This window comes from Rhodohalobacter sp. 614A, from assembly GCF_021462415.1.
Classification (GTDB): domain Bacteria; phylum Bacteroidota; class Rhodothermia; order Balneolales; family Balneolaceae; genus Rhodohalobacter.
The window spans coordinates 283,543-310,041 of the sequence record NZ_JAKEDS010000001.1; the positions used below are offsets into that span (position 1 = coordinate 283,543).

The following is a 26,499-nucleotide window of genomic DNA, read 5'->3' on the forward strand; positions in this document are numbered from 1 at the left end:
GTACATTCAGGTTTTATTGCAACTACAATTTTTCTTGGTTCAATTGAATCAAAATTGTAATGTGAGTAACCATTAATGGTGGCTACCATGAAATTTACACCTTCGCGCATCGCGCTGATCTATCTTGGATTTGCATTTCTTTGGATTACCACAACAGACTGGATTGTCGATTATTTCTTTGCAGGAGAAAGTTTTGTCGCTGAGATCCACCTGTTTAAGGGATATTTTTATGTAACGGTTACTGCCTTTTTTCTTTACCTGATGGTTAGAAGCCACGAACTAACGCTAAAGAGAGAACAGGAACTGCAAAACACAATCATAGAAACTATTCCTGTAATGATCACCGTTTACCGGCCCGATCTCTCTGAAATTTCAGTTAATCCTGAATTTGAAAAAATTACAGGTTGGTCCAATAAAGAGATCACCTCCGTAAACCTTCTGGACAGGCTCTATCCGGACAAGGATTATCAAAGCGAAGTTCTGGATTTTATGGACAAAACCAACACAGGATGGAAAGATTTTGAAATGGTCACAAAGGATGGACGGATTATACAATCAGCCTGGACAAATCTTCGCCTTTCTGATGAAACCCAGATTGGAATTGGCCTCGACATTACAGAGAGAAAGCAGATCGAAGAAAAGCTTAAAATGAGTGAAGAATGGCTTCAGCTAACCACCACAAGCTCCAACACGGGACTTTGGGAGTGGCATCCCCAAACAGGAGAAACTGTTTTTGATGAAGTTTGGGCGAATTTGGCAGGATATACCCTGGAAGAACTTGAGCCGGTTAGTATTGAGACGTGGAATAGCTTGGTTCATCCCGAGGACCTTGCCATGTTTGAAAGTGAACTTGAGCGATATCTTCAGGGAGAAAAGCCTCTCTACGAATGCGAAGTGAGAATGAAGCACAAGCAAGGCCATTGGGTGTGGATTTTGGATCGGGGCCGTGTGGTGGATTGGGATGATGACGGAATGCCGGAAAGAATGGTAGGTACGCATGTAGATATTACTTATCAAAAAAATATCGAAGAACGGATTAAAGCCGAACGCCACCGGTTTGAAGTGGCAGCGAATTTAACCAGCGATGTTATATGGGAATGGAGACCCGATAAACAAGAATTGTGGTGGGGAGATGGAATTGAAACCGTTTTTGGATATAAAGAAGATGAATACGAGGATGACCTTGGTTTCTGGAAAAAGCACATTGCCAAAAAAGATCAGGAAAGAGTTGTTCAAAGCATGAAGAAAGCCGAAAACTCCGATGCAACAGAGTGGAGCGAAGAATATGATTTCATTGCATCTGACGGATCGTTAAAAAAAATACGGGATTCTGCCATTATCATCCGGAATGAAGACGGTACTGTTTTGAGAATTATTGGTGCGATGGTAGATAAAACCAAGGAATTTGAATACCGCCAGGCACTTCATCATCAAAGCTACCGTTTTGAAATGATTGCCAAAGCTACGACCGATGTACTCTACGAGTGGAATATTCAGACAGACGAAGTTTGGTGGAGCGAAGGCTGGCATACACGATTTAATTACCCGGAAAAAAATGTTAATAATTCGTTCAAATGGTGGACAAAAATCGTTCATCCGGATGACATTGAAAGAATTGTCGCATCAACAAAGAAAGCGATAGGTTCTAACGAGGATTACTGGTCGGGCAGCTATCGGCTCAAAAACGGGGAAGGCGAATATTCGAATGTGGTAGACCGCGGTTATTTTTTGAAAGATGGAAAGGGAAGAATTCAATATATGGTTGGTACCATCTCCGATGTAACCGCAGATGTAAGAGCTCAGAATGAACTGAAAGCCTCCGAACAACAGTATCGATTGCTCTTCAAACAAAATCCTATCCCGATGTTTATTTATGATCAGGATACACTACAGTTTACTTCTGTCAATGAAGCGGCCATCCATAAATACGGTTATTCAGAAGAGGAATTTGCAAATATGACTATTCTGGAGATCCGCCCCGCTGAAGACATCGAAAAGATAAAAAAGCTTATTTCTCAAAATCAGGAAAAAACACGTACTCCGGTGGGTGAATGGACACACCTAACGAAAAAAGGAGAAAAGCTGACGGTTAAAATATCATCCTCCGTCATTTACTATAAAGGCAAAAAACAGCGCTTAGTAATTGCTCTTGATATCACCGAACAACGGGCGGCTGAGGAACGGGCTTTAAGTGCCATTATTGAAGGGGAAGAACGAGAGCGGCAGCGAATTGCCAAAGAACTTCATGACGGGCTCGGGCAGTATCTCTCTGCTTCCAATATGAATTTGAAATCCGTTTTTGAGGATCTGGAAGAAATTCCATCTCCCCTGGAAACAACCTTTCAAACCGGGTTAAGGTTTTTAAATCATGCCATCTCGGAAACCAGGAATATTTCCCAAAACCTGATGCCGAAATCGATTCAGGATTATGGGCTTGAATTGGCCGCAGAATCGCTTATTAATCACCTGCGGAAAACTCATAAGATTACCTTTTACATCTATACTAATCTTAAAGATGTTGATTTGAATGAAAAGATCCAGATTAACCTTTACAGGATACTTCAGGAAGGTATCAACAATGCCATAAGGCATGGAAAACCAAACAAGATTGAGGTACAACTGGTCCATTCGAAAGGAGAGATACTTATGACGATTGAAGACGATGGAGTTGGCTTTGATAAAGATAATATTGCAGGAAACGGCATTGGAATCCGGAGTATAAAAACCAGAGTTGGTGCTATGTCAGCAAATTTAGATATTGTAAGCAAGCCGGGCAAAGGCACTATAATTTCTGTTGTTGTACCTGTTAATTAAAAAAATGCTATGGCTAACGTAAAAATCGCATTAGCTGACGATCACAAAATTGTAAGAGACGGAATCAAAACGATGCTTGAGTCGCAACCGGAAATTGACGTTGTTGCAGAAGCATCCGATGGGAAAGAGATTCTTCAAAAAGTTGAAGAAAACCTGATTGATCTTGTAATTATGGACATCAACATGCCGGAAATGGACGGTATTACAGCTGCAAAAGTACTTAAAGACAAACATCCGAATGTTAAAGTGCTTGCTCTCACTATGAGTAATGACGACCTGCACGTACGGCAAATGATACAAGCCGGAGCTTCGGGATACATTATGAAAAGTGCCGGCCGGAAAGAACTGAAAAATGCTATTGAAACCATTATGAGCGGCAAACACTATTTTAGTGATGAAGCCACGCACAGCATTATGATGGATTTAGTAAGAGGGAAAGGTAAATCAACATCTCCGGAAGCCGTTCACATTACAGACCGCGAGCTGGAAATATTGGAACTGATTGTAGAAGAGTATACCAACCAGGAAATTGCAGATAAGCTATTCATCAGCTCGCGTACGGTGGATGCTCACAGACGAAATTTACTCCAAAAAACAGGTTCCAGAAATACGGCCGGTCTTGTTAAGTATGCATTTCAGCACAACCTGATCTCTTCGAGAGATGAATAACCACCTATAGGGTCCCTCTCAATCTTGCTTTCGAGAGATTTAGCTCCAAATATCTCTTAGGTTTTTTTACTTATCAAACGAGTTTTAAAAATACGTTCTTCAACCAATACATAATTGGCTCCAGCATTTATAGTTTTATTAAATGGAGGACGAAGCTCTTAATATTGCCATTATTTCCGATCAGCCGGTTCGTGCTGAAAGCTTGTCTAAAACCATTGAAAACGGACTTAGCAATGGCACTGAAATACGGGTTCTTACTACCGACCTGATTCACTCCACCGGTGCCATGTCAAGCGTTCACTTAATACTTGTCGATTTGATGGGAATCAGTAAGTCTTCACGGCAGATTATCCTTCCTTTAAAAGAAAAATATTCCGGAATAAAGATTATTGCGATGCACTTATATCGCTCCTCTCTTCTCGTTAATCCGCTCTTTGCCATGGGGATAGACGGTTATATTTATTATGAACCGTCCAGGGGTGAATTGATGAACGCAATCCGAACTGTCACTGCCGGCAAGAAATATATTCCGAATGATCTCCTTTCTGCGTAAAAAAACCTACGCTCATTTTGGTTGAGCTTAGGTAGTTCCGGCAAAAAAAAATACGCTTTTCACGTCTAACGGTTGTCTCTGGAAAAAGAGAACTTTTATAAATACACAAGAAGAGATTTATCAGGATAGACAAATATGTTGAGTGAACCATATGAAAGGAAAGAAAAAAGATCTGGTAAGCAGCCTGTCCATTTTAAACGCCATGCAAGGTCCGGCTGCTGTTTTAGACAAAGATGGAAATGTTATTCTCAGCAATGAACATTGGGGGAAGGAAAAAAATCACTCCCATTGGTTCGAAATCGAACCACATAACGACAACTACATTGAACACTGCCGGTACGCTGTGGAGTTGGGAAACGACTACGCCTTGCATCTGCTTTTTGGAATCCGTGAAATTTTGCAGGGACAAAAAGAGTCTCTTGCCCTTACAATTTCTGCTACTCCCGGAGTTAATAAGCAATGGCATAAAGTAGAAATTTCAAAGCTTGAGAATACTTCCAAAGACTATGTGCTACTTGTTTTCAGTGATATTTCTGAGGATATGAAATCGGTCAAAGAATTACGGGATTCTGAAGCCAAATATAAGCAGTACTTTCAGCAATCTACAGACGGTATCATTCTTGGCAAACCCAACGGAGAAATCCTGGACGCCAATCCTGCGGCATGCCAAATACTTGGATATTCGAAACCTGAATTGATGGAAGGCGGCCGGGCATTAATTTTGGACGAAAGTGATCCCGCGCACCTGGAAGTTGTGCGAACCCGCGATGACAATTCCTTTTTTACTGGTGAAAAGGAATATATCCACAAAGACGGACATTATATCCCCGTTCAATTAACTTCTTTCGCTTACACGTTTGATGACGGAACCCAGCAAATCATCAATACCTTCCGGGATATCCAGAAAGAGAAGAAAAATAAATTCACTCTTGAGGAGGAAAGAAGATTTTCAAAAACAGCGCTCAATAGTATTCCGGGTATCTTTTTTGTACTGAACGCTGACAATCATTTTATACGATGGAGTGATTCAATGCTTACCGTATTAGGCCACACCGATGAAAGCATTCTTGAGCTCACGATTTATGATATTTTTCATGACTCGGAACATGAAAAGCTATATGAAGTAATTCAGGGAGCTTTTATCACAGGTAGCGGCAATTTCTCAGGGCGAATTATTACCGGGGAGGATGAATGCCGATTCTATAACCTCCAAATCAACAAGTTCGAAAGTAATGACAAAAACTTTTTAGTAGCCACGGGAGTGGACATGACTGACTTCGTTGAATCAGAAAAAAAACGAGAAAAGAACTATCAACTCATGACGGAATTATTTGATAATTCACCGATTGCGAAAGTCATGATAAATCCCCATAACGAAGTTCAAAAAATGAATCAGGCGTTCATTAACCTTTTTGAATATTCGGCTGAAAAGATCATGGGAAACAATATCAATAAACTCATCTCATGTGTTAATTGTATGGATGAGGCTGAAGAAATCACAAAAGCCGCATTTAAAGGCAAAGCAGATCAGCGAAAAACGGTGCGTATAAAAAAAGATGGCACAAAAGTACCTGTCTTGATTACAACCGTTCCTGTTAGAAACAACGGCGAAATCATTTCAGTTTATGGGATTTATGTTGACCTCACGGAGCAACGAAAGCTGGAAAATCACCTTCAAAAATCCCTTCATGAAAAAGATATCCTGCTACAGGAAGTGCATCACCGGGTAAAAAATAATCTTGCCATTATTGCCAGTTTGTTGGAATTGCAAATAATACATGATTCAAATGAAGAATCCAGAGAACAACTTCGTCACGCATATAACCGAATCTTCTCAATCGCAAAAATCCATGAAACCCTTTACAACTACAAAGAAATTGCAGAAATCAGTTTTGATGACTACCTGGCCACTCTTGTGGATGCAACGCCTATCCTTGTAAAAGCTGAAAAATTTAAAATCAATCTACACTCATCGGGAGAGCCGTTAATTCTGAATATCAATCAGGCTGTTCCTCTCGCTTTACTCCTTAACGAACTTGTAAACCTTGGTTCTTCTGATGAAAGTGGCAATAACCGGGTGGAACTCTCTTATAAAAATAAAGGCAATGATGTTAGCATGGAAATAAAAGGAATAGACAAACAAATTGAGGAGTTCTACAAGAGTAAAGAAGAACAACCCTTCCAGCACCTTCTTATTAAAACCTTTATTGAACAGATTGACGCTAACGTAACAGTCGTCAAAAATTCGACTAACAAACTCTCCATAAAATTTCAAAAATCAGATACAGTTAAAGGAGCAAGCAGCTCGCTGACTAAACAAGTAGATGGTTTTTCCAAATCCAATCTTGGTTAATAACATGCAGAATATGCGTATATTAATAATTGAAGATAATGCCATACAGGCTTTAACTCTTGAAATGATTGTTAAACGTTTGGGGTTTACCAAGGTTGAAAAAGTATATACGGCTCAACACGCGTATGAACTTTTGGAAAATTTTCAACCAAACCTTATGCTTGTAGACATTAATCTGGGTGCGGAAGAGACTGGGGTCGATATTGTTAAAGAGGTACAAAAGACAACACCAGTCCGTGTTCTTTATATTACCGGTAATTCTGATATGCACCATAAAAAATTGGCTGCACAGACAGATTATATGGCATATTTGGTGAAACCCATCGATCCTCTTAAGCTCGAACAAATCTTGATCGATGAGGAAATCATCGCCTCCTAAACTAAATACTCAATTAAAAAAGCTCGTATGTCCCTGGTAAATGAACAAGACAGGCTGAAAGCTCTATATTCTTACAATATTTTAGATACCGAATCTGAGGTTGAGTTTGATGAATTAACTGAACTCGCAGCATCTATCTGCAATGCGCCTATTGCCATGATAAATTTAGTAGACGATGAGCATCAATGGGCAAAATCAATCTATGGATTAAACGATGAAGTAAAGAAAATCCCGAGAGAGAAATCCATCTGCCAGTATTCAATTCTTGAGAATGATCTTCTTGAAATCCCGGATATTATGAAAGACGGCCGGTTTGAAGATCTGCCTCATCTGAAACAAAACCCAAATATTATATACTATATCGGTGCCCAGTTGTTAAGTCCGGAAGGATATGCAATTGGTTCTCTGTGCGTGATGGACACTAAAAAACGGCACCTTGATGAGACCAAAAAACGACAGTTAAAGATTGTAGCCAACCAGGTGATGACAGCTCTTGAATTGCGGAAGCAGAACGAGCAACTCACCGAACTGAACAACCACCAGGTAAACCTGATGAAAATTTTGAGCCATGACTTGCGCTCACCCCTCAGCGGTATCATCGGTATGAGTGATTTACTGGAAGAGATGGTCTCATCCTCCGACAATGAAACTCTCGAAATGGTTTCCCTGCTTAACCAAAGTGCCAAACAATTAAATCAGTTAATCAATGATATTCTAAACTATACCATTATTGATTCCAAAGGATTTTCATTACATCCGCGCCAGGCAAATGTTCATGCTGTTGCCGAGAATATGAAAAGGCTTTATATGCCGTCGGCCAAGCTCAAAAATATCGATCTTACATTTGATGTGGATGTTAAGGATAAAGATATCTGGATTGATGAAGAGAAGTTTGAGCAAATATTTGGAAACCTCCTTTCAAACGCCATTAAATTCACAATCGGTGGCGGAAGCGTTCACAGCAGCCTGAAGGTTGAAAATGAGAATGGAAATAAGCGCCTTCTTTTAAACGTAACTGACACAGGAACCGGCATGGCCCCTGACTTTGTTGAGAATCTGTTTTCGAATCACTCACATAATAATAAAGAAGGTACTTCGGGGGAGAAAAGTACGGGCCTTGGACTTTCTATCATCAAACATTTTACTGAATTGCACAATGGCAATATCGATGTGGACAGCCGGCCAGGAGATGGAACTACATTCAAAATTTCACTCCCCCTCAATCATGTAAATCCTTCATAAGGGTTCCGAAGATGTACAGGTTTAGTTTCCTCACACAAATCATTGCCGTTTTCAATTTTATCGAAACAATGTTTTGACGTAACTTTCCTCATTATAAACTCTAACAGAAACAAACGAATATCGAGATGGACGTTGTATCTCAGAATACCGGAAAAGAATCTATTTTTAAAGCTGTTGAAAACTATTTGATCGCCAAAGGTTTATCTATTAAAAAAATTGACAAAACACGCCCATGGGGTGGATTTTTTGTGATTGAGGAATCATCTCTGTTAACATTTAGCCAACTTTTCTTCCCCGATTTTGAAGTAGAAAGTTCTTTAAAAGAACAACCTCTCAGCCCTAAAGTTTTGCTTGTTGCACCTGGCAAGCGCCTTTCCTGGCAGTATCATCACAGAAGATCGGAAATCTGGTCAATTGCAGATGGTACCGTTGGTATTATCATGAGTGATAGTGATGAACAAACACCTGTTCAAACATTTAAAAAAGGTGATCAGGTAAAAATCAACCAGGGTGAAAGGCATCGTTTAGTAGGATTGGACGGATGGGGTGTAGTTGCAGAGATTTGGAAACATTCAGACCCTGAAGACCCATCCAATGAAAATGATATTGTCCGCGTTGAAGATGATTTTGGACGATAAAGACAAAACCATCCTCCAATGAAAAAAATCTTACTCTTCTTGATTCTCGGTTTCTTAATGATTTCCTCGGCATTTGGCCGGCAATCTCAAGTTAAAGAACCCACCCTTGAAGAGAAGATCGGTCAGATGCTGATGATCGGTTTTAAAGGATTTGAAGTGAGTGATACATCCCATATCGTTCGAGATATTCAGGAATACAACCTTGGCGGCGTAGTTCTTTTTGATTACGATGTGCCCACAGGGAAAGCCGAACGAAATATTGAGAGCCCGGACCAGGTTAAGCTCTTGATTTCGCAACTTAACGATCTTTCTGAAACTCCTCTTTTTATTGCTGTGGACCAGGAAGGCGGACGGGTAGCCCGGTTGAAAGAATCCCGCGGATTCAAACCCAATGTTTCCGCACAATATTTGGGTGAGATCAACAACGCCGACTCCACACGATTGTATGCCGAAATTATGGCAGAACAGCTTCAAGATTTGGGATTTAATGTAAACTTTGCTCCGGTGGTAGATCTGAATATTAATCCCGAGAATCCAGTAATTGGGCGTGTAGAGCGAAGTTTCAGTCCTGATCCGGAGGTTGTCGTAAATCAGACATCCATTTTTCTGGAGGAGTTTTCCGAACATCATATTCTTGGAGTACTCAAGCACTTTCCGGGACACGGAAGTGCATGGAATGATTCTCATGTTGGGATGGCGGATGTAACCGAAACCTGGCAGAAATCCGAACTGGAACCATATCGGCAACTCATAGAGAAGGACTACAATTTTGCTGTGATGACTGCACATGTTTTTAATGAAAATCTTGATCCGGAATGGCCGGCAACATTATCACAAAAAGTTCAGACGGAAATTCTTCGGGAAGAGCTTGGTTTCGACGGTGTATTATTTTCTGATGACATGCAGATGGAAGCTATCAGATCTTTTTACGGGCTGAAAACTTCTCTTGAACATGCAATCAATGCCGGTGTGGATGTCGTTGTGTTTGGAAATAACTCCGTTTACCAGCCAGACATCGTTCCCCGGGCCGTTCAAATCATTAAAGAACAAGTTGAGAAGAATAATATTCCCATCGAGAGAATTGATGAATCATACAGAAAAATTATGGAATTAAAGAAAAAGCTAAACATCTAATTTTTATACATTTTCCCAAATCTTTCTGCAAATTGACAGCTTAATTTGATCAGAAATTGTTGTGCCCCAAGCCGCTGGTTATTCATATCTAAATTTACAATTAAATTCATCACAACTTTGTAACATTATTGTTACCAAAGCATAGAGAAATACGAATTAAATTGTATATTAAAACTGCTTAATAAAATCATCTGCAAAAAAGTCAAACTTAATTTAGCTTGGGGTTGCTATGCAAAACTCTACTGTACTTGCTGTAGAAAAACAGGTTTTAGATGTTTATCAAAAAGAAAATCCATCCACGTATAACATTGAAGAAAGAAAAGATCTTTTTGATAGAATTGAACGATCATCCCATCAACTTTATACTGATTCCTTAAAAATACTTCCTAAAGTTTTTGATGGGGCCAACCTCCTTGAATTCGGCGCGGGCACGGGTGAAAGGTCAATGACTTTTTTGCGGTGGAATGCAAATTGCACCTTTGTGGATATGAATCACAAAGCACTCGAAAGAGCCGATTTTCTATTCAAAAAATATTTCCCCTCTGGCAATTACAAACTGATAGAAAAAAGCCTCTTTGAATTTGAGTCTGAAGAGAAATTCGATATTACAGTTTCCAAAGGTGTTATTCATCATACAAACGACAAAGAAAAGGCTTTTAAGAAGCAGGTCTCTTTTCTGAAACCCGGGGGAATCAATATTCTGGGAATTGGAACAAGCGCCGGTTGTTTTCAACGCAATCTGCAACGATATATCATTTATACATTTGCCGGCCGGGATGAAAATGAGATTGAACGGATAGCTAATGATCTGTTTACCGAGCACCTTGACCGCGCTGAAAAATTTGGCGGGCGCAGCCGAAAAGCAATTATTTATGATACGTATGTAAATCCTAAAATGGATTTTATATCCATGGCAGAGCTTCTCAGTTGGTACAAAAAATACGGTCTTACATTTTATTCAAGCTGGCCGCCGGTCATTCCCTCTATTCTTGCGGACAATCTGGCTGGAAATACAGACTGGAGAAATTTCCCGGAACTTTTAAGCTTTCCCGAATGGATCTGGGCCACTCAACAATCCAGTGATGAGGAATTGGCGGAGGTTTTGGAAAAAGAAGTTCGACCGAGAACATCCAGTTTCAGAAAAATGACCGAAGCAATGAATGATGTGCAGGCGGAAAACCTGAATCCGGGTGAAATCAGAGATCACATTGCAAATGTTTATCATTCATTTAGCAAAAACGGCATAAAAAGCCTTCGGGATATCCGGGCGTTTAGAACGTGGCTCAATGAAATCAGCCGTGTTATGGAAGCACTGGACAAAAAAGATTACAATTCGGTATCTTCAATCATCAAAGAAAACAACCAACTTTTCCGCGGACGCCTGGGAGTTGGCCTTAACTACTTTGTAGCGATTAAAGAATAAATTGTAAGTGAATGGCTGACGCCTATTCCTATCTCCAATTAACGGATTTATTTAATAAGGATTTGTCCAGGATTGATGAGTTTCATGCAATCCCCGACGATCTGATTTCTCTCAAACCCGATCCCACAACCTGGAGTGCGAGTGAAGTTATTCAGCATGTCATTAAATTCAATGAGCTTTACATTAGCCAAATGGATGTGGCTGTAGATTCCAATAATATGGTAAAAGCTCAAAAAGAACTTTTTAAGCCCCGGTTTGTTTTTCGGCACGCCATTCGTTTTTTCGAGCCTCCCTACAAAGTGAAAGTAAAAACCTTTGCCCCGATGTATCCAAACAATTCGGGTAATAAAGATCCAAAACAACCGATTGATGAATTGGCTGAAATGAACCGAAATCTCATCCGCCGGATTGAAACTTTCAGGGATGAACAGTTGGATCTGGATCGTATCAAAGGGAAAAATCCCATTATCAAATGGATTCCAATGAGCCTCTCGGAGTTTATTCTGCTTCTTGAAGCTCACCAACGGAGGCACTTCTGGCAGATTGAACAAACGCTTTTGAAACTCTCCGGACAAAAGTATTAAGTATAAACTTCTCTCAAAAGAGAGTTTCTACTCACCCATATACTTTACTCCATCCGTGATCCACTTCGGAGCCGGCTCTCCCTTCAGATAGTGACCCATATACTCCTTCATCTTGATGGCATAATCCAACCGGTTGGCCAGTTTTCGAAGGTGATGAGGCTCATTATGATATTGCAAAAAAACAGCTTCTTTGCCCAATCTTCTCATTGCCAGGTAAAGCTCAATAGATTGATACCACGGCACAGCATCATCGGCATCTCCATGCTGAATGAGTAGCGGAGTATTGATTCTGTCTGCAAAAAAGAGGGGAGAATTTTCGATGTATGGCGAACGATCTTCCCATAAACTTACCCCAAGCCGGCTCTGGGTTTTCTCGTACTGGAACTGCCGTGCCAGGCCCGTTCCCCATCGGATTCCGCCATACGCACTGGTCATATTCGCAACGGGTGCGCCCGCAACTGCGGCAGCAAAAATATCGGTTTGAGTGATGACGTGAGCCGTCATATAACCGCTCCACGAATGCCCATGCAAGCCAATCGCATCGGGATCAGCTACCCCCATTTCTACCAATTTTTGGACACCGGGCACGATATTTTTTGTTGCTGAATAACCCGGAACAGGAACATCAAACCAAACATCCGGGAGGAAAAACGCATAGCCATCGCTGGTGTATTGAGCAATATTTGGCCGGTGATTTGTGTACGGAGTATTGAATTCATAAAGCCTTTGCGAAAACCTCTCATAATAGTAAATAAAGACCGGATAGCGTTTGCCAGGCTCATAATTTCCGGGATAGTAAAGTACACCCTGAACGCTCTCTCCGTCGAGGTTAATCCAATCCACCAGCTCTGCGTGTCCCCATGCATATTTTTCTGTCAGATCTTCATGAAGGTGCGAGATCTTTCCGGGATTTCGGAAACGCATATCCGATGCCACCCATAAATTAGGATATTCTGTAAACGATTCACGGGTATAAAGAATCGCGTCGTCATTTTCGGCGTGCTCAACAATGTTAAATCTCTTGTCTTCCTCAAGGACTCGGTCAGCACCTTCTCGGCCAATTCTTGCATGATAGAAACCGTAATTCTTCTCCTGATCGTGATACATCGTGAGTAATAATCTTTCCCGTGGAGAGAATGTCTCTTTCTCTTCATTCAGGTCATAAATCCGGAAAATTCGCCTTTCTTCGCGACCATTGGTGATTTTCATTGATTCGCCCGTTTCCGAATCAAACTGCCAAATATCATATTTATCATAAATCAAAACGGACCCATCGTCATCGGTCCAGCCGGCAATATTGTACGAATCAGATGCCTGTGGACGATCGTTCTCTTCATCAGCAAACGGCGTTTCAATATCCGAAGTCAGGTTTTTAATCTCACCAGACTCAACCGAACGAAGCAGCCAATCTGCCCCGTCAAACCAAGCCACATATTTTCCGCTGGGTGATAACTCCGTGCTGAATTGTTGCTTTTCAAGAATCTTCTCTTGCTCTCCTGTATTCTGATCTATGAGATACACATCCTCATACCAACCATCCCAGGTAATTAATTTCAGATAGGGTTTGGAGGAAGAACCTAACAGTTTTTCGGAATGATGTTCGGCATTAACATCGGGAACTTCAGGTGTAGCCAGTTGAACGGATTTTCCTTCATTTATGTGATAGACCGCGGTATAAAGATGTTCTTTTTCATCTTCAAATTCTTCCTTTTCATTTGTCTTGATTCGCGGATCATCCCAATGCCACACATCACCTTCCACTCCGTCCAATATCCTGTCAAAATCATAGAGGTTTTCTGAAGTCACAGAATCTTTTTTTGATTCCTTTTCATCCAAAGCCACCATCTCAGAGAGCTGAACGCCGTAAAACAATCGGGTTCCGTCGTAGGTCCACATCAGTTCATTGTCTGTCCGCAGCCTGAACATTTCATTGATATCTTCTGGCTGTACCAAAACCGTGGTTTCATCTTCTTCGGCATTCCAATAAATGATGGAGACATCTGATGCAAAATAGTCTTTCGTGGTATCCAGAATTGAAGAAGTAAAAGCAATTCTCGCTCGCTTTGAATCCCAGGTCAGATTGGAATAAAATCCATTTTCTTCTGACTCAATCTCTTTCCTATTACCTAATCCCTCATCAAAACGAATCGCTGAAATAGTATTTCCCGTTCCCGTTGTATCGATGGTTGAAAATGCCAGGTATTGAGAAGTACTGTCGATTGATGCCTCGTGAACAAACGGCACTAGTTGTTGATCACCATTCTGAAGGCTGTACACGCGAATCGGTTCACCAAGATGTGGATTCTTAAAATCTTTCTCTGAAATTTCTTTCGGCTGATGATGATAGATCAACACCCATTTCCCATCATTTGAAAAAGAAAATCTCTTCACTTCATCAAAATGTACTTTTTCTCCATCAGATGTTTTCAGAAGAGTTAAACCGGTTTTCAATGTATCCTTTTCATCATTTTCAGCAGCAATTGCAGGTGGCTTGATGATGGCACCAACCCATTCGCCGTTCTTTGTGATTTGAGGATTTTCGCCTCTTTCAATGGTGTAACTTCGGTCTCCATCCACCTCTTTGATTCGCACTTCGCCATCGCCCACTTCCGGCCAAACGCCGAACGTAACCCACTGACCATTCGCAGAAATTTTGGGAGTTTTGATGTCTTCAAACTTCATAACATCCTCAAACGTCAGTTGGCCTTGTGCCCAAACAGGAATACAGAAAATCTGAATTAAAAGAAACAGGTTTAAAAATTTTTTGATGAAATTGACCGGACGGGATATCATAACGTTTTCCTTATTTTGTGTACCTAAAGACTTTGGCTTGAGACGAATGAATGAAGTTTCAGCCGTCTTTTTCTAAAATATTGAACAATTTAGAATTATGTCGATACTTCTTGTAGCAAAGAACCGAAACCTGGCTCCCTTTAAGGAAGCGTTATTGAATGCTGACAAAAACCTGGACGTTGAGATCTGGCCCAATGTGGAAAAACCGGAACGGGTTCAGCTTGCCGTGGCGTGGAATCAGCCCAAAAACGTTTTCGATTCCTATCCAAATCTGAAAGTGATTTCATCCCTTGGCGCCGGAGCGGATCACCTGATCGAAGATTCTACCATTCCCGATCATATCATATTCACAAAAATCTATGATCCGTCAATGGTGACGCAGATGAATGATTATGTCTACGCTTCGGTGCTCTCCATTCTTATGAAACTGGAAAACTACAGAAATTCTGAACATTGGGATCCAGCACCTAAATATTCAAGAGAAGATTTGACGATTGGAATTATGGGCTTGGGCAATATCGGAAAAGAGACAGCTACGTATCTTTCTAACCAAGGTTTTAAAGTGTTTGGGCTTTCAAATTCCAAAAAAGAAATCCCGGAAATAGAAACGTACACGTATAATGATTTAGACCCATTTTTAAAGCAGGTGAATATCCTCGTAAACCTGCTTCCACTTACAAAGGAAACGGAAGGTATTCTTGACCTGGCTCTTTTCAAAAAACTGAAGAACCCTTCTTTCATCATAAATGTAGCGAGAGGAAACCACCTGATTGATGAAGATCTGATTTATGCCCTGGATACGAATATAATTGAATCGGCGTACCTCGATGTTTTTAATGAAGAGCCGCTGCCGTCATCGCATCCTTTCTGGAGCAGAGATACTCTTTTTATCACGCCTCACATCGCTGCCATCAGCGATCCGGACAACGTGGCATCTGCACTCATTGACAACTATAAACGATTGCTTTCAGGGATGGAATTGCAAAACGTGGTGGACAGATCAAAAGGATATTAGTTTAATTCGAACTCCAAAGAAAGACAGGATCTTATTCTGACTTGAAATTTTTTGCCATGCTCTTTCCTCTCTCCTGACCCTCTTTTACGGCAAGCTGACCACAACCTGCATCAATATCATCACCGCGGCTTCGCCGGACGGTTGCCGTAACATCTTTGTTAATCAACGTTTTCATGAAACGGTTTAAGCGGTCTTCGCGAACGCGTTTCAGCTCCACACCGGCTACATTGTTGTACATGATGATATTCACTTTAGAAGGCACCCATCGCGCTACTTTTATCAGGTTGCGTGCGTCTTCAACGGAATCATTAAACTGATCAAAAAGAAGATACTCGTAGGTAACCGGTTGCTGGGTTTGCATAAAATAATATGTAACCGCCTCATTCAGCTTCTCAAGATTGAGTGATTCATTGATCGGCATGATTTTGTCACGCTTCTCATCATCGGCGGCGTGCAGGGAAATGGCAAGATTGACTCCAAGATTTTCATCCGCCAACTGCTTGATTTGTTTCGACAACCCGACAGTTGAAATGGTAATCCGGCGCGGTGACATTTCCAGGCCCAGCGGATCAGCAATAATCTTTGCGGATTCAACCACTGCTTTGTAATTGTGCAGCGGTTCGCCCATCCCCATATACACAATATTGGTGATTTTCTTGCCGAATTTCTCCTCAGCTATAGAGTTGATGATCTGAACCTGGTCTACAATTTCTCCATGAGTGAGATTACGGAAATAGCCCATTTTCCCGGTTGCACAAAACGAACAACCAAACATACAGCCTACTTGCGAAGAGACACAAACCGTGATTCTGTTGATTGAACCATCCGCATAAAAATCAGGAATAAGAACCGCCTCTACTTTATACTTTTTAGGATCATCCAGTTGAAACAGGAATTTAATGGTTCCATCCTTCGACTCTTGTTGATTGTAAATCCCGATTCGTTTGACTTCAGCCAATTCTTCAAGCGATGCTCTCAAATCCTTGGAGAGGTTGGTCATCTCCACGAATGAATTCGCCCCTTTTTGATAAAGCCATTGAAAAACCTGATCCGACCGGTAACTTTGTAGTCCCAAACCCTTCAGATAATCAGATAGTTCTGCCTTTGTCAGGCTTTTTAAATCGATTTTTTCCGTCGCGGTTTTCTCTTCATTTTTCATGGACGAAAGATACAAACAAAGGAGCGGAATCTATAGAAGTGAAACACCCGGAAAATTTAACGATTCAACCGAATTTTCTTCCCAATCGAAAATTTAGTTCATCAGTTCTTTTGAAGCTGTCAATAGCTCGTCATTTCCTACACGCACGGTGCAATCGGTATTGAAATATCGATAATGGATTGTGCCGGTTGTATCAACCAGAAAAGCGGCGGGAACTGGAAGCAGATAATGATCTTCACCGGCTCGTTCGGCCAAATCGAGTCCACCATTTTTGTAACGATTGATCGTTGTTGAATCTACCCTGAAGGCCACGCCAAACTCTTTTGCCGCATTCATCTCTCTGTCTGAAAGCAACTGGTAACTCAATTCATGTTCCATAGTTGATTCTTTCAGGTATTCCGGCCGATCCGGGCTTATGCCAACAATTTGGACACCCATATCATAGAGTTGAGCTTCTATTTTAGCCAGCTGACTGAGATGAGCGTTACAGTAAGGGCACCATCCGCCTCGATAAAAAATTAATAAAGTGGGTCTTTCGCTAACAATTTCATGTAAATCGGTTTCATGCCCAAAACTATTGGTGAGTATAACATCGGGAACAGTTTGTCCTACTTCTAATGGAGCTACCTGACTGGCATTTTCAGGTATCCGGTGTGAATTGCAGCCAATAGTAAAAATGGTAAGAAAAAGAGAGTATCGAACTATTTTCATTGTTTTATCTGAAAATACATCCCCGACAGTAAATTTAAGTCACAAAAAAATAACATCTGTCTCAAACCGTATTCATCGAAAACCCCTGAATGTTTAAAACCGGGGATTCACAATATTGTTATAAATTGACCCAAAGGTATAAGACAGACCAAACGACAATCCATAAGAATAGGAAGTTGCCTGCTGTTGTAATCCCAAAAGGATTTCTTCATCCGAAAAATCTCCCTTTTTCAATGCTATTTGATCATTAATCAGAGAGTACCGGCCGGAAAAGCTGACCGATAAACCACGTACAATTCTTACATCCAACGAAGTATTAAAGTTGAGCCTGTTCAAAGCGGTATCATGAAAAAAGTGTGATCCCGATAAATTCGAGGTAAAACGCCCCCATCTGCGGTCGTATCGAACTTCAACGGAGAGTACCTGATGCAAAACCAATTCTTCGGTTTTATCAAAAATGGTAACGTCGAAATAATTTCTGAATGAAGGCGTCAAGCGATACGAAACTAAAAACCGCCGTTCTGAATATTCCGTATAGGGAAAAATATTGTACTCGATTGCCGGAGAAGCCTCAATATTGAATGCAATATTGTTGTATGTACTAAAATCAGTTTTGGTAAAAAGTCCGGCCGACAGATGGTCTGTCAGGCTGTAAGCATAGAGTCCCCAATACTCACCCCAGCTTCGGTTTGAGATGGTTGTACCTTCCGATAACTCAATCCAATTCCGTTCGGTTTCGCCACGAACACGCATCCTGATTTTCCACACAGATGTAATTCTTTCTGCAAATAAACCTCCGAAAAAAGAAAACTCCTTTTCGGTTTTTTCGCCGCTCATCCATGTCCGTGCGTTTACATCAAATACCCAGTTATTCCAGGGATCTTCAACGGTTTCCTCAACGTACAAGTCATTTCCTTCGGGTTCTTCATAAAAAACGTTCAGCGTTTCCATAGCAACAGTTTTGCTGACGAATGGAATCAGCCCGATTTTAATATATCGCGTAAGCCCCCGCCTTCTCTCATCACCCGAATCTGTACTGGGTGAAACATATCGAAGTGTATCGGAACGGGTATTATCCGTATCCCCAATACCAGAAAATGTGAGCGTATATTCTCTTCCCCCACCGGCTGTTTGCAGATCGTTAATCATAAGATAGATCGTCGCGTCTCCCTGGTCCCGAACATAGTTTACAAATGTTACGTTTGTTCGGATATAGGTAAAATCACAGGAACCACAATCGAGATAGACATTTGGAATTGGTTTGTTTGAGCCACCCCCCTGAGCCAACGTGATTTGCGGAATAATTAAAAGAAGAAAAAAAAGTGCTATGCGGTGAAACACGTACTTCGGATACCCAATTATTTATTTTTTTCAGCGAACTATAAAAGTAATGATTTAAGAGTATGAATTGCCAATTAATCACCCATGAGTTTGTAAAAGGTTTCATGTATTTTAATTATGATTTTATTTTGTAGAATTACTTCAACCTCAAGGCAACTACCAGAACTCCATTGAAATTTTTAGGCTCACAATTATCGTACTTTTTTGCGAACCGGCGAACCAAAACCAATGTTCGCAAGCTGCTTAAATTCCTGGCTTTACTGGTGGCCATGTATATTGGCTATTCTATCCTATTTCATTATATCGCGGTTTATGAAGGAGTGGATGAACAGTACTCCTGGATCACGGGTTTCTACTGGACACTCGTTACCATGTCTACCCTTGGATTTGGAGATATTGTTTTCAGTTCTGATTTGGGCCGGCTCTTTTCGATGATTGTTCTGTTTTCGGGGGTTCTATTTCTGTTGATTCTTCTGCCATTTACGTTTATCGAGTTTTTTTACGCACCCTGGCTGAAGGCGCAGAACCAGGCACGCGCTCCCAAAAAAGCAGATGACGATATTAAGAATCACGTTATCATCACGCATCTTGATTCGATCACCGAAGCCCTCATCAAAAAACTGGATGCCTACAAAATTGATTACGCCATTCTTGAACCCGATCTGCAAAAAGCGTTGGATCTGTCGGACATGGACTACAAAGTGGTGAATCTCGATCCCACCGATTATGAAACATACAAACATCTTCAGATCGAAAAAGCGGCCATGGTGGTAGCTACCGGCTCTGATACGGAAAACACCAACATTACATTTACCGTGGAGGAATATAATCCCAGTATAAAAATTGTTGCTACAGCAGCCTCGCCGGATTCTGTTGATGTACTCCAGCTTGCCGGAGCCAACCATGTGTTGCAAATGGGTGAAATTTTGGGCCGTGCGCTTGCCCGCCGCACATTGGGCGGAGACGCCAGGGTACATGTCATCGGCCACATCGACCGGCTGGTCATCGGCGAAACAACCGTTCAGGAAACACCCCTTGTTGGAAAAACCATCAAAGAAAGCAAAGTCCGCGAAACAGCCGGTGTGAGTATTGTTGGGATTTGGGAACGCGGAAAATTCAAAGCGCCCCATCCCGATACGGTGATTCGTGATGAAAGCGTACTTGTGCTGGCCGGAACGGTGGATCAACTCAGAACGTATGATGAGCTGCTGAGTATCTACAATGTATCTGACAAACCGGTGGTCATTATCGGGGCGGGACGTGTAGGCCGGGCCGCTGCCAAAAGCCTTGAGGAACGGGGGATTGACTATCGGATCATTGATAAAAATCCATCACGAATCAAAGATGATGAACGCTATATTTTGGGTGATGCCGCCGATATTGAGGTTCTGCATCGTGGCGGAATCAGGGAAGCACATACAACACTAATCACCACTCATGATGATGATGTAAACATCTATCTGACTATTTATTGCCGTCAGCTCGCGCCGGATATGCATATTATCAGCCGGACCACTTATGAAAAAAACATCAATACGATGCATCGCGCCGGGGCCGATTTTGTGATGTCATACGCATCGATGGGAGCCGGTTCCATCTTTAACATTCTGGAAGGCCAGGAAGTGATGGTTCTTGCCGAAGGATTGAATGTTTTCAACCACCGAATAAATAAGAAACTGGCGGGAAAAACATTGAATCAAACAAATATTCGGCTGGAAACCGGATGCACGGTTATCGCCGTAAACTGTGCTGAAGACACTATGGAAATCAATCCTGAACCAACCCGGAAGTTGGAGCTTGGAAAAGAAATTGTTCTGATTGGTTCGTTTGAGTCGGAAAATATTTTCAATCGAAGGTATGAAGAGGACAGCAAAAGTTCTTCTTGAAAATTTCGCCTAATTCTTCCAGAACCACGGCGTAAAGAGTACCAAAACTGTAAACAGTTCCAACCGGCCGATCATCATCAGAATGAGAAGAACCCATTTACCAAAAATTGGAATTTTAGCGTAATTGTTAATCGGGCCAAATTCTCCCCAACCCGGTCCGATATTCCCAAGACTGGCAATACTGGCTCCCATAGACGACATCATATCAAATCCCATGGTGGTCATGATAATTGCGCCGGCAGCAAACACGATGAAGTACATCACAAAGAAACCAAGAATAGTTTTTAATATCTTCTGCTCAACCACTTTGTTTCCCAACCGAATGGGCAGAATTGCCTGTGGATGTATAAGTTGTTTAAATTCCCGGCTGATATTTTTCATAATGATCATCAACCGAATCATTTTTATTCCCCCGCCGGTTGATCCCGCACATCCGCCGGTAAAGAAAAGTAAAAATAGCAGGAATGAGCTGAAGGGAAGCCAAAGCATATAATCATCCGTTCCAAACCCGGTTGTTGTTACGATGGATACCACCTGAAATGTGCCGTACTGCAATGCTTCACCAATGGAATAATCCTGTGTAATGACAAGACCGCCAACAATGCCTACCGTAAAAATTGCCGTCAACAGTACGTAGAAGCGAAATTCCCGATTTTCAAAAAAGGGTTTGGGATCACCGGTAAACATTCGGAAATGCAAAGCGAAGTTAATGCCTGCCAGAAACATAAAAAGCGTAATTACCGCATCAATATAGACCGAATCGAAAGCGGCAACAGAAGCGTTCTTCGTGGAAAATCCGCCTGTTGCCAGTGTTGCAAATGCATGGTTCATTGCCTCAAACCAATCCATTGATGGATGCAGCCACAGTAACACAAACTCTCCTGCCGTTAAACCAACATAAATCGTCCAGAGTAAAAGAGCTGTCTCCTGGATTCGGGGTGTAATTTTATCGGCCGTACTGCCTGAATATTCGGCTTGGTAAAGCTGCATTCCGCCAATCCCCAAAAGAGGTAACAGCGCAAGGGTCAAAACAATGATTCCCATTCCGCCAAGCCAGTGAGAGAGAGATCGCCAGAAAAGGATGCTCTTATCTAAAGATTCAATATCAGGATTTTGAATCCCGCTGGCTGTAATTCCTCCGAAAATAGTTGCCCCGGTTGTGGTCAGGCCACTCATAGCTTCAAAAACGGCATCCGTATAAGATTCCAGTGAACCGGACAGCACAAACGGAAATGCACTGAACAGAGAACCCAAAAACCAGATGAGGGCTACAATTAAAAAAGCTTCTCTCATACGAAGCTCATGCTCCGGCTTATACCTGTAAAAAAGCAATCCGCCTGCGGCCATGGTTCCGCCTGCAGTTATCAGGAATGCGCTCCATGATGCCTCATGATAAATGAGTGCAATAAGACAAGGAAGTAACATGGAAACGCCTAAACAAAAAATAAGGCCGCCGAGAATTCCCGAGACAAGGCGAAAATCGATACGTGGCCTGACTACTGCATCTTTTGAAAATTGATCAAACATCAAAAAAGTTTTTCGATTTGATTGATAGCATCGGGGAGTGCCAGTACAATCACACGGTCACCTTTTTTAATAATCGAATCTCCCGTAGCCACTTCCGCATTTCCTCCGCTTAAAATTCCTCCAATCACAATTCCATCCGGAATTCCAAGGGAGTGAATGGGCCGATCGGAGATATCGCAATTTTTCCCGGCAATCACCTCCATAATCTCCGCTTTAATTCCCTGGAGAGCTTTCACTGTAAGGAGTTGTCCCTGGCGGATATGCCGGTGAATTTCGTCGGAGGCAGACGCCTTCACATTCACAACCGCATCAATCCCAATGGTTTGGCTAAGCGGAATGTACTGTGGCTTTGACACAAGCGCGACCGCCTTTTTAACCTCCAAATGCTTGGCCATCAAACAGGAAATTATATTGGATTCCTCGTCTTCCGTTACCGAAACAAAGGCGTCCATTTCCTGAATTCCCTCTACGACCAGAAGGTTTGGATCCGTTCCATCACCGTGTAAAACAAGGATGTCTCGCTGGTTGTTGGCAATTTCAACGGCCTTGTCTTCATTCGGCTCAATCAGCTTGATTTCCCACTTCTGCTTATCTCTCGCAAGTTTCTTCGCAAGCATCCGTCCTACTTCATCTCCACCGGCAATCATGATACGCCGCAGGCTTACATCTTTATGGCCCGTAGCTTCTGTAATGGCTTTTACATGCTCGTTTTTTGTGATGACAAAAATATGGTCGAGCGGCATAATTTGATTATTCCCCCGGGGAATGATTGTTCTGCCTCTCCTGGAAATAGCCACGACCCGAAATGGGATCTCCGCGAATGTATTTGCGAGTTCTTCGAGTGACTGGTTAATAATTTCGGAATTTTTCTCGACCCGCAGCCCCACCAGTTGTAACTGATCGTCGGCCATCGAAACCACATCACTGGCAGATGCCCGTTTTACGAGTTGGTGAATCTCATTCGCCGCACTTTCTTCGGGATGAATCAGAACGTCAATTCCAAGTTCGTTTGGAGTTAACGGGGAATCGGGACGAGACAATTCGTTGTTCCGAACTCTGGCAATGGCTCGCTTAACCCCAAGACGTTTGGCCATCATCGATGAAATAATATTCACTTCGTCCACACTTGTAACGGCAATCATCAGATCGGCCTCATCAGTACCTGCTTCCACAAGCACTTTGGGAGATGTTGCGTTTCCTTCAACGGTAAGTACATCCAGATTTTCAATCACCCGCTGCAGGCATCGTTTTCTCTCATCAATTACTGTAACATCATGTTGTTCTATCGAAAGAACTTTACTGAGTTCGTAGCCTACTTCGCCGGCACCGGCAATAACAATTTTCAATAGTATCCTCGTTTTTGAAAAGAATCATCAAAAAATATCACTTATTCTAAAGAAAGCGAAGTGAGTTCTTCATCATGAAAATTTTCGCAAAAGTGTTTCGCACTCTTCTTTTAAAAAACCATTTATCAGATCAAAGTCATTCCAATTTTCCACGGCGCCATCTTCATCAATGTTTTGAAACTCATCCACATATTTCTTCGCGTCAGGAATCTCACATCCATACACAACTGTTTTTATGTTGTATGCCAGAATTTCTTTGATACAATCCGAGCAGGGCTGAGACGTAGAATAGAGTATAAATCCCGAAAGATTTTTTTTGCCCGTTTGTTCTGAAAGTCTGCAGATTATTTTTGTTACTGCATGAGTGGATGGTTCTCTCATTTCTTCGGCCGTGCTGAAGGCTGTCGCAAAAACCTGGTCTCCCATTGCCAGCGCTGCACCAAATGGCGTTTTGTTGTGCTCTGCCATTTGAATGGCCGCCCGCATACAATCTCTATTTGGTTTGATGCTCATTGAATCATGTTTTAAAAAAGAAACCTGAAAACATCTTCAACAACCGCTTGACTTTCCTTTACAGCATCTGTCAATCCTGAAGGGCAACCTCTTTTTCCTGATGAGGATTCAGGTGCTTGTTCAAATAGTTTGTGTACGTTTTATATAACAGCAGGTAACTTTGATTGCTGTAAGAAACGCTGTGATCTCCCGGCGGATAAATTCTCAAATCCACATCCTTTCCGGCATTTGTGAAAGCGGTGATCATCTGCATGGTGTTTTGAACGTGAACATTTTCATCCATCGAGGAATGAGCTACAAAAAGATTGCCATCCAGGTTTTTTGCATAAGGCATCACAGCCGTGCTTTCATATCCCTCTTCATTCCTATTTAAAAGCCCCATGTAGCGTTCGGTATAGATGGTATCGTAAAGCCGCCAATCTGTAACAGGTGCTCCGACAAGTCCTACTTTAAACACACCGGGATGCAGAACCATCGTCAAAGAAGTCATGTATCCGCCATAACTGTGGCCGCGAATGGCCATACGATCACCATCAATCCAGTCGTATTGTGAGGCAAAAAATTCAGCCGTATCCACATAATCTTGTGCCTCTAACTGGCCGAGATTTTTGTAAACAGAATTCTGAAAATCCCAGCTGTAACCACCACTTCCACGGTTATTTACATTTGCAATCACATATCCCTGCTGTGCCAAAAACTGGTACCACGCATTCGTTTCAAATGAATTATAGACTCCCTGCGAACCGGGGCCGCCGTAAATCATCATAATGAGCGGATAAGTTCTTTCAGGATCAAAATCTGTCGGTTTGATGATAAACGCATCCAGTTCCGTGCCATCTGATGTTTGAACTTTCATCAATTCTCTATGCGAATAGGCATACCGGTTGATGTAGTCCTTAACCGCTTGATTATCAACAAATTTTTCAAGCAGTTCGCCGCCATTGTCGGTCGTCCACAGCTCAACCTGTCTTGGAGTAGAAATGTTCGACCACGTATCAATATAATAGACTCCATCCGACCCCATGCTGAAGGAGTGATTTCCCTCATCTTCGGTATATTTCTCTTTCTCGGAACCGTCGAACTTTACAGAATAGAGATGACGCTCCAACGGACTTTCCTCAGTTGAAGAGTAGTAAATTCGTTCCTTTTCAGTATTTACGGCATGAACCACTGTTGCATTCCAATCGCCCTCGGTTACCTGGTTCAAAACCTCTCCTTCGTAATTGTATCGATAAATATGTTTGTAACCATCGCGGTTCGAAAACCAAAAGAATTCCTCTCTTTCATCGGGAAAAATGAAGTAATCATTAATACCCGCGAAAAAATCATACACGTCAATCCAGCCATCAGAAGATTCTTCTTCCATGATGAGTTGGCCTTCTCCTGTATTGGTATCAAAAAAATGGAGTCCCAAGTGAGTTTGCTGGCGATTCATTTTCACAATGGCCAGTTGGTCTTGATGGCTCGTCCAATAAATCCGCGGAATTAATTCATCTTCGGCAGCTTCAGCCTGCCATACATTTTCGCCGGTTTCGATGTCTACTACACCAATTCTGACAAACGGATTTTTTTCGCCCACTTTTGGATAAGGAATATCTGTATACCCAGGATACTGGCCTTTATAATCCGTTGATACAAAGCGTTTTACATGACGCTCATCCGTTTGCCAATAAGCAATTTTCTTGCTGTCGGGCGACCATTTCCATGCCTGTACCAAACTAAATTCTTCTTCATAAACCCAACCAAAACGTCCGTTAAAAAAATGCTCTTTGGAATCGAAAGTAAGCTGGGTTTCTTCTCCACTGTTCAGATCAAATACATACATTTCTCCTTCCCGGTGATAGGCTACTTTTTGGCCGTCGGGAGAGAGTTCAGCCGTAAAAGCATCTTCGGCAATCAGCTCCATTGTATCATCTTCCAGCGAATAATAGTAATAATCTGAAATTCCGGAATAGCGATAGATTGGCGTAAAATCTGTTTGAAAAACCAAGTATCGAAAATCCTTTGACCATTGAAATGATCTGTAACTGAACGGATCATCTGTTCCCGGATAGGTGTGGTCTGAGTCACGAAAGATGAGTTCATCTTCTCCTGTTTCAGGATTGTAGGCTCTTATATCATTGGTATTCTCCTGATAATTGTATTCCATATACGAATATCGTTTTCCTCCCTCAATCCAAACGACATTCCGGGGGCCACTCTCACCACTTAACTGGCTGGATGAAAAAAGCGCATGTTCAATATTTTCGTATTCTCTTTGAGCCTGAGATTGCACCGGTATAAAAACAAAAACTACCAGGCACAGATAAATGGATAAACGTGTTCGTAAACCGTTTTTATTTTTTAGCATACTATTTGATTCAAGACTTGAATGAACGACTAACTTCTTATGATAAACGTGACATTTGATAAAATCATA

At 41.8% G+C, this 26,499-nt stretch carries 20 protein-coding genes; 12 read left to right on the forward strand and 8 right to left on the reverse strand.

Annotated elements, in window-relative coordinates; all coding sequences use genetic code 11:
• Nucleotides 1–87 precede the first annotated feature (87 nt).
• From L0B18_RS01085 to L0B18_RS01130, 10 genes are all read left to right on the forward strand, one after another.
• The gene (locus tag L0B18_RS01085; protein WP_234567263.1) at nt 88–2,814 is read left to right on the forward strand and encodes a PAS domain-containing protein; all 2,727 of its coding nucleotides are present in this window, start codon (nt 88–90) and stop codon (nt 2,812–2,814) included.
• Nucleotides 2,815–2,823: 9 nt separating this feature from the next.
• Nucleotides 2,824–3,483 carry a response regulator transcription factor gene (locus L0B18_RS01090; protein WP_234567264.1) on the forward strand — a complete coding sequence of 220 codons (660 nt, stop codon included), beginning with the start codon at nt 2,824–2,826 and terminating at the stop codon, nt 3,481–3,483.
• Nucleotides 3,484–3,625: 142 nt separating this feature from the next.
• Nucleotides 3,626–4,036: a hypothetical protein gene (locus L0B18_RS01095; protein WP_234567265.1), complete on the forward strand. Its 411-nt coding sequence runs from the start codon at nt 3,626–3,628 to the stop codon at nt 4,034–4,036.
• A 151-nt stretch (nt 4,037–4,187) separates the two neighbouring features.
• Nucleotides 4,188–6,389 (forward strand): PAS domain S-box protein, encoded by a 2,202-nt coding sequence (locus L0B18_RS01100; protein ID WP_234567266.1) that lies wholly within the window; start codon nt 4,188–4,190, stop codon nt 6,387–6,389.
• A gap of 4 nt (nt 6,390–6,393) precedes the next feature.
• On the forward strand, nt 6,394–6,768 hold the full coding sequence (locus tag L0B18_RS01105; RefSeq protein ID WP_234567267.1) for a response regulator: 375 nt from the start codon (nt 6,394–6,396) through the stop codon (nt 6,766–6,768).
• Between the two features lie 27 nt (nt 6,769–6,795).
• Complete coding sequence (locus L0B18_RS01110; protein WP_234567268.1) at nt 6,796–8,010, forward strand: GAF domain-containing sensor histidine kinase; 1,215 nt, start codon at nt 6,796–6,798, stop codon at nt 8,008–8,010.
• 125 nt (nt 8,011–8,135) lie between these two features.
• Nucleotides 8,136–8,648 (forward strand): phosphoheptose isomerase, encoded by a 513-nt coding sequence (locus tag L0B18_RS01115; RefSeq protein ID WP_234567269.1) that lies wholly within the window; start codon nt 8,136–8,138, stop codon nt 8,646–8,648.
• Nucleotides 8,649–8,666: 18 nt separating this feature from the next.
• A complete protein-coding gene (locus L0B18_RS01120) occupies nt 8,667–9,782 on the forward strand; it encodes a glycoside hydrolase family 3 protein (protein WP_234567270.1) in 1,116 nt (371 codons plus the stop codon).
• 229 nt (nt 9,783–10,011) lie between these two features.
• Entirely contained in the window at nt 10,012–11,205 is a 1,194-nt protein-coding gene (locus L0B18_RS01125) for a class I SAM-dependent methyltransferase (RefSeq protein ID WP_234567272.1), read from the forward strand.
• An 11-nt stretch (nt 11,206–11,216) separates the two neighbouring features.
• The gene (locus L0B18_RS01130; protein ID WP_234567273.1) at nt 11,217–11,789 is read left to right on the forward strand and encodes a DinB family protein; all 573 of its coding nucleotides are present in this window, start codon (nt 11,217–11,219) and stop codon (nt 11,787–11,789) included.
• Between the two features lie 27 nt (nt 11,790–11,816).
• Here the strand turns inward: L0B18_RS01130 and L0B18_RS01135 are convergent, their stop codons facing one another.
• Complete coding sequence (locus L0B18_RS01135) at nt 11,817–14,582, reverse strand: S9 family peptidase (protein WP_234567274.1); 2,766 nt, start codon at nt 14,580–14,582, stop codon at nt 11,817–11,819.
• Nucleotides 14,583–14,679: 97 nt separating this feature from the next.
• Between L0B18_RS01135 and L0B18_RS01140 the strand changes: the two genes are divergently transcribed.
• Complete coding sequence (locus L0B18_RS01140) at nt 14,680–15,597, forward strand: 2-hydroxyacid dehydrogenase (RefSeq protein WP_234567275.1); 918 nt, start codon at nt 14,680–14,682, stop codon at nt 15,595–15,597.
• A gap of 31 nt (nt 15,598–15,628) precedes the next feature.
• Here the strand turns inward: L0B18_RS01140 and rlmN are convergent, their stop codons facing one another.
• The 3 genes from rlmN to L0B18_RS01155 all read right to left on the reverse strand — a co-directional run bounded on the left by rlmN (nt 15,629) and on the right by L0B18_RS01155 (nt 18,808).
• Complete coding sequence (rlmN, locus tag L0B18_RS01145) at nt 15,629–16,756, reverse strand: 23S rRNA (adenine(2503)-C(2))-methyltransferase RlmN (RefSeq protein WP_234567276.1); 1,128 nt, start codon at nt 16,754–16,756, stop codon at nt 15,629–15,631.
• A 93-nt stretch (nt 16,757–16,849) separates the two neighbouring features.
• Nucleotides 16,850–17,467 carry a peroxiredoxin-like family protein gene (locus L0B18_RS01150; protein ID WP_234567277.1) on the reverse strand — a complete coding sequence of 206 codons (618 nt, stop codon included), beginning with the start codon at nt 17,465–17,467 and terminating at the stop codon, nt 16,850–16,852.
• Between the two features lie 93 nt (nt 17,468–17,560).
• Nucleotides 17,561–18,808: a hypothetical protein gene (locus tag L0B18_RS01155; RefSeq protein ID WP_234567278.1), complete on the reverse strand. Its 1,248-nt coding sequence runs from the start codon at nt 18,806–18,808 to the stop codon at nt 17,561–17,563.
• A gap of 170 nt (nt 18,809–18,978) precedes the next feature.
• On the opposite strand from L0B18_RS01155, the gene L0B18_RS01160 reads away from it, so the two are divergent.
• A complete protein-coding gene (locus L0B18_RS01160) occupies nt 18,979–20,694 on the forward strand; it encodes a potassium channel family protein (protein WP_234567279.1) in 1,716 nt (571 codons plus the stop codon).
• A gap of 9 nt (nt 20,695–20,703) precedes the next feature.
• Here L0B18_RS01160 and L0B18_RS01165 read toward each other — a convergent pair whose 3' ends face one another.
• From L0B18_RS01165 to L0B18_RS01180, 4 genes are all read right to left on the reverse strand, one after another.
• Nucleotides 20,704–22,221 carry a TrkH family potassium uptake protein gene (locus L0B18_RS01165; RefSeq protein ID WP_234567281.1) on the reverse strand — a complete coding sequence of 506 codons (1,518 nt, stop codon included), beginning with the start codon at nt 22,219–22,221 and terminating at the stop codon, nt 20,704–20,706.
• Nucleotides 22,221–23,567 (reverse strand): Trk system potassium transporter TrkA, encoded by a 1,347-nt coding sequence (trkA, locus tag L0B18_RS01170; RefSeq protein WP_234567282.1) that lies wholly within the window; start codon nt 23,565–23,567, stop codon nt 22,221–22,223. The genes L0B18_RS01165 and trkA overlap by 1 nt, the downstream gene beginning before the upstream one ends.
• A gap of 72 nt (nt 23,568–23,639) precedes the next feature.
• Nucleotides 23,640–24,080 carry a deaminase gene (locus tag L0B18_RS01175; protein WP_234567283.1) on the reverse strand — a complete coding sequence of 147 codons (441 nt, stop codon included), beginning with the start codon at nt 24,078–24,080 and terminating at the stop codon, nt 23,640–23,642.
• A 70-nt stretch (nt 24,081–24,150) separates the two neighbouring features.
• Nucleotides 24,151–26,430 carry a S9 family peptidase gene (locus L0B18_RS01180; RefSeq protein WP_234567284.1) on the reverse strand — a complete coding sequence of 760 codons (2,280 nt, stop codon included), beginning with the start codon at nt 26,428–26,430 and terminating at the stop codon, nt 24,151–24,153.
• Between the last annotated feature and the right edge of the window lie 69 nt (nt 26,431–26,499).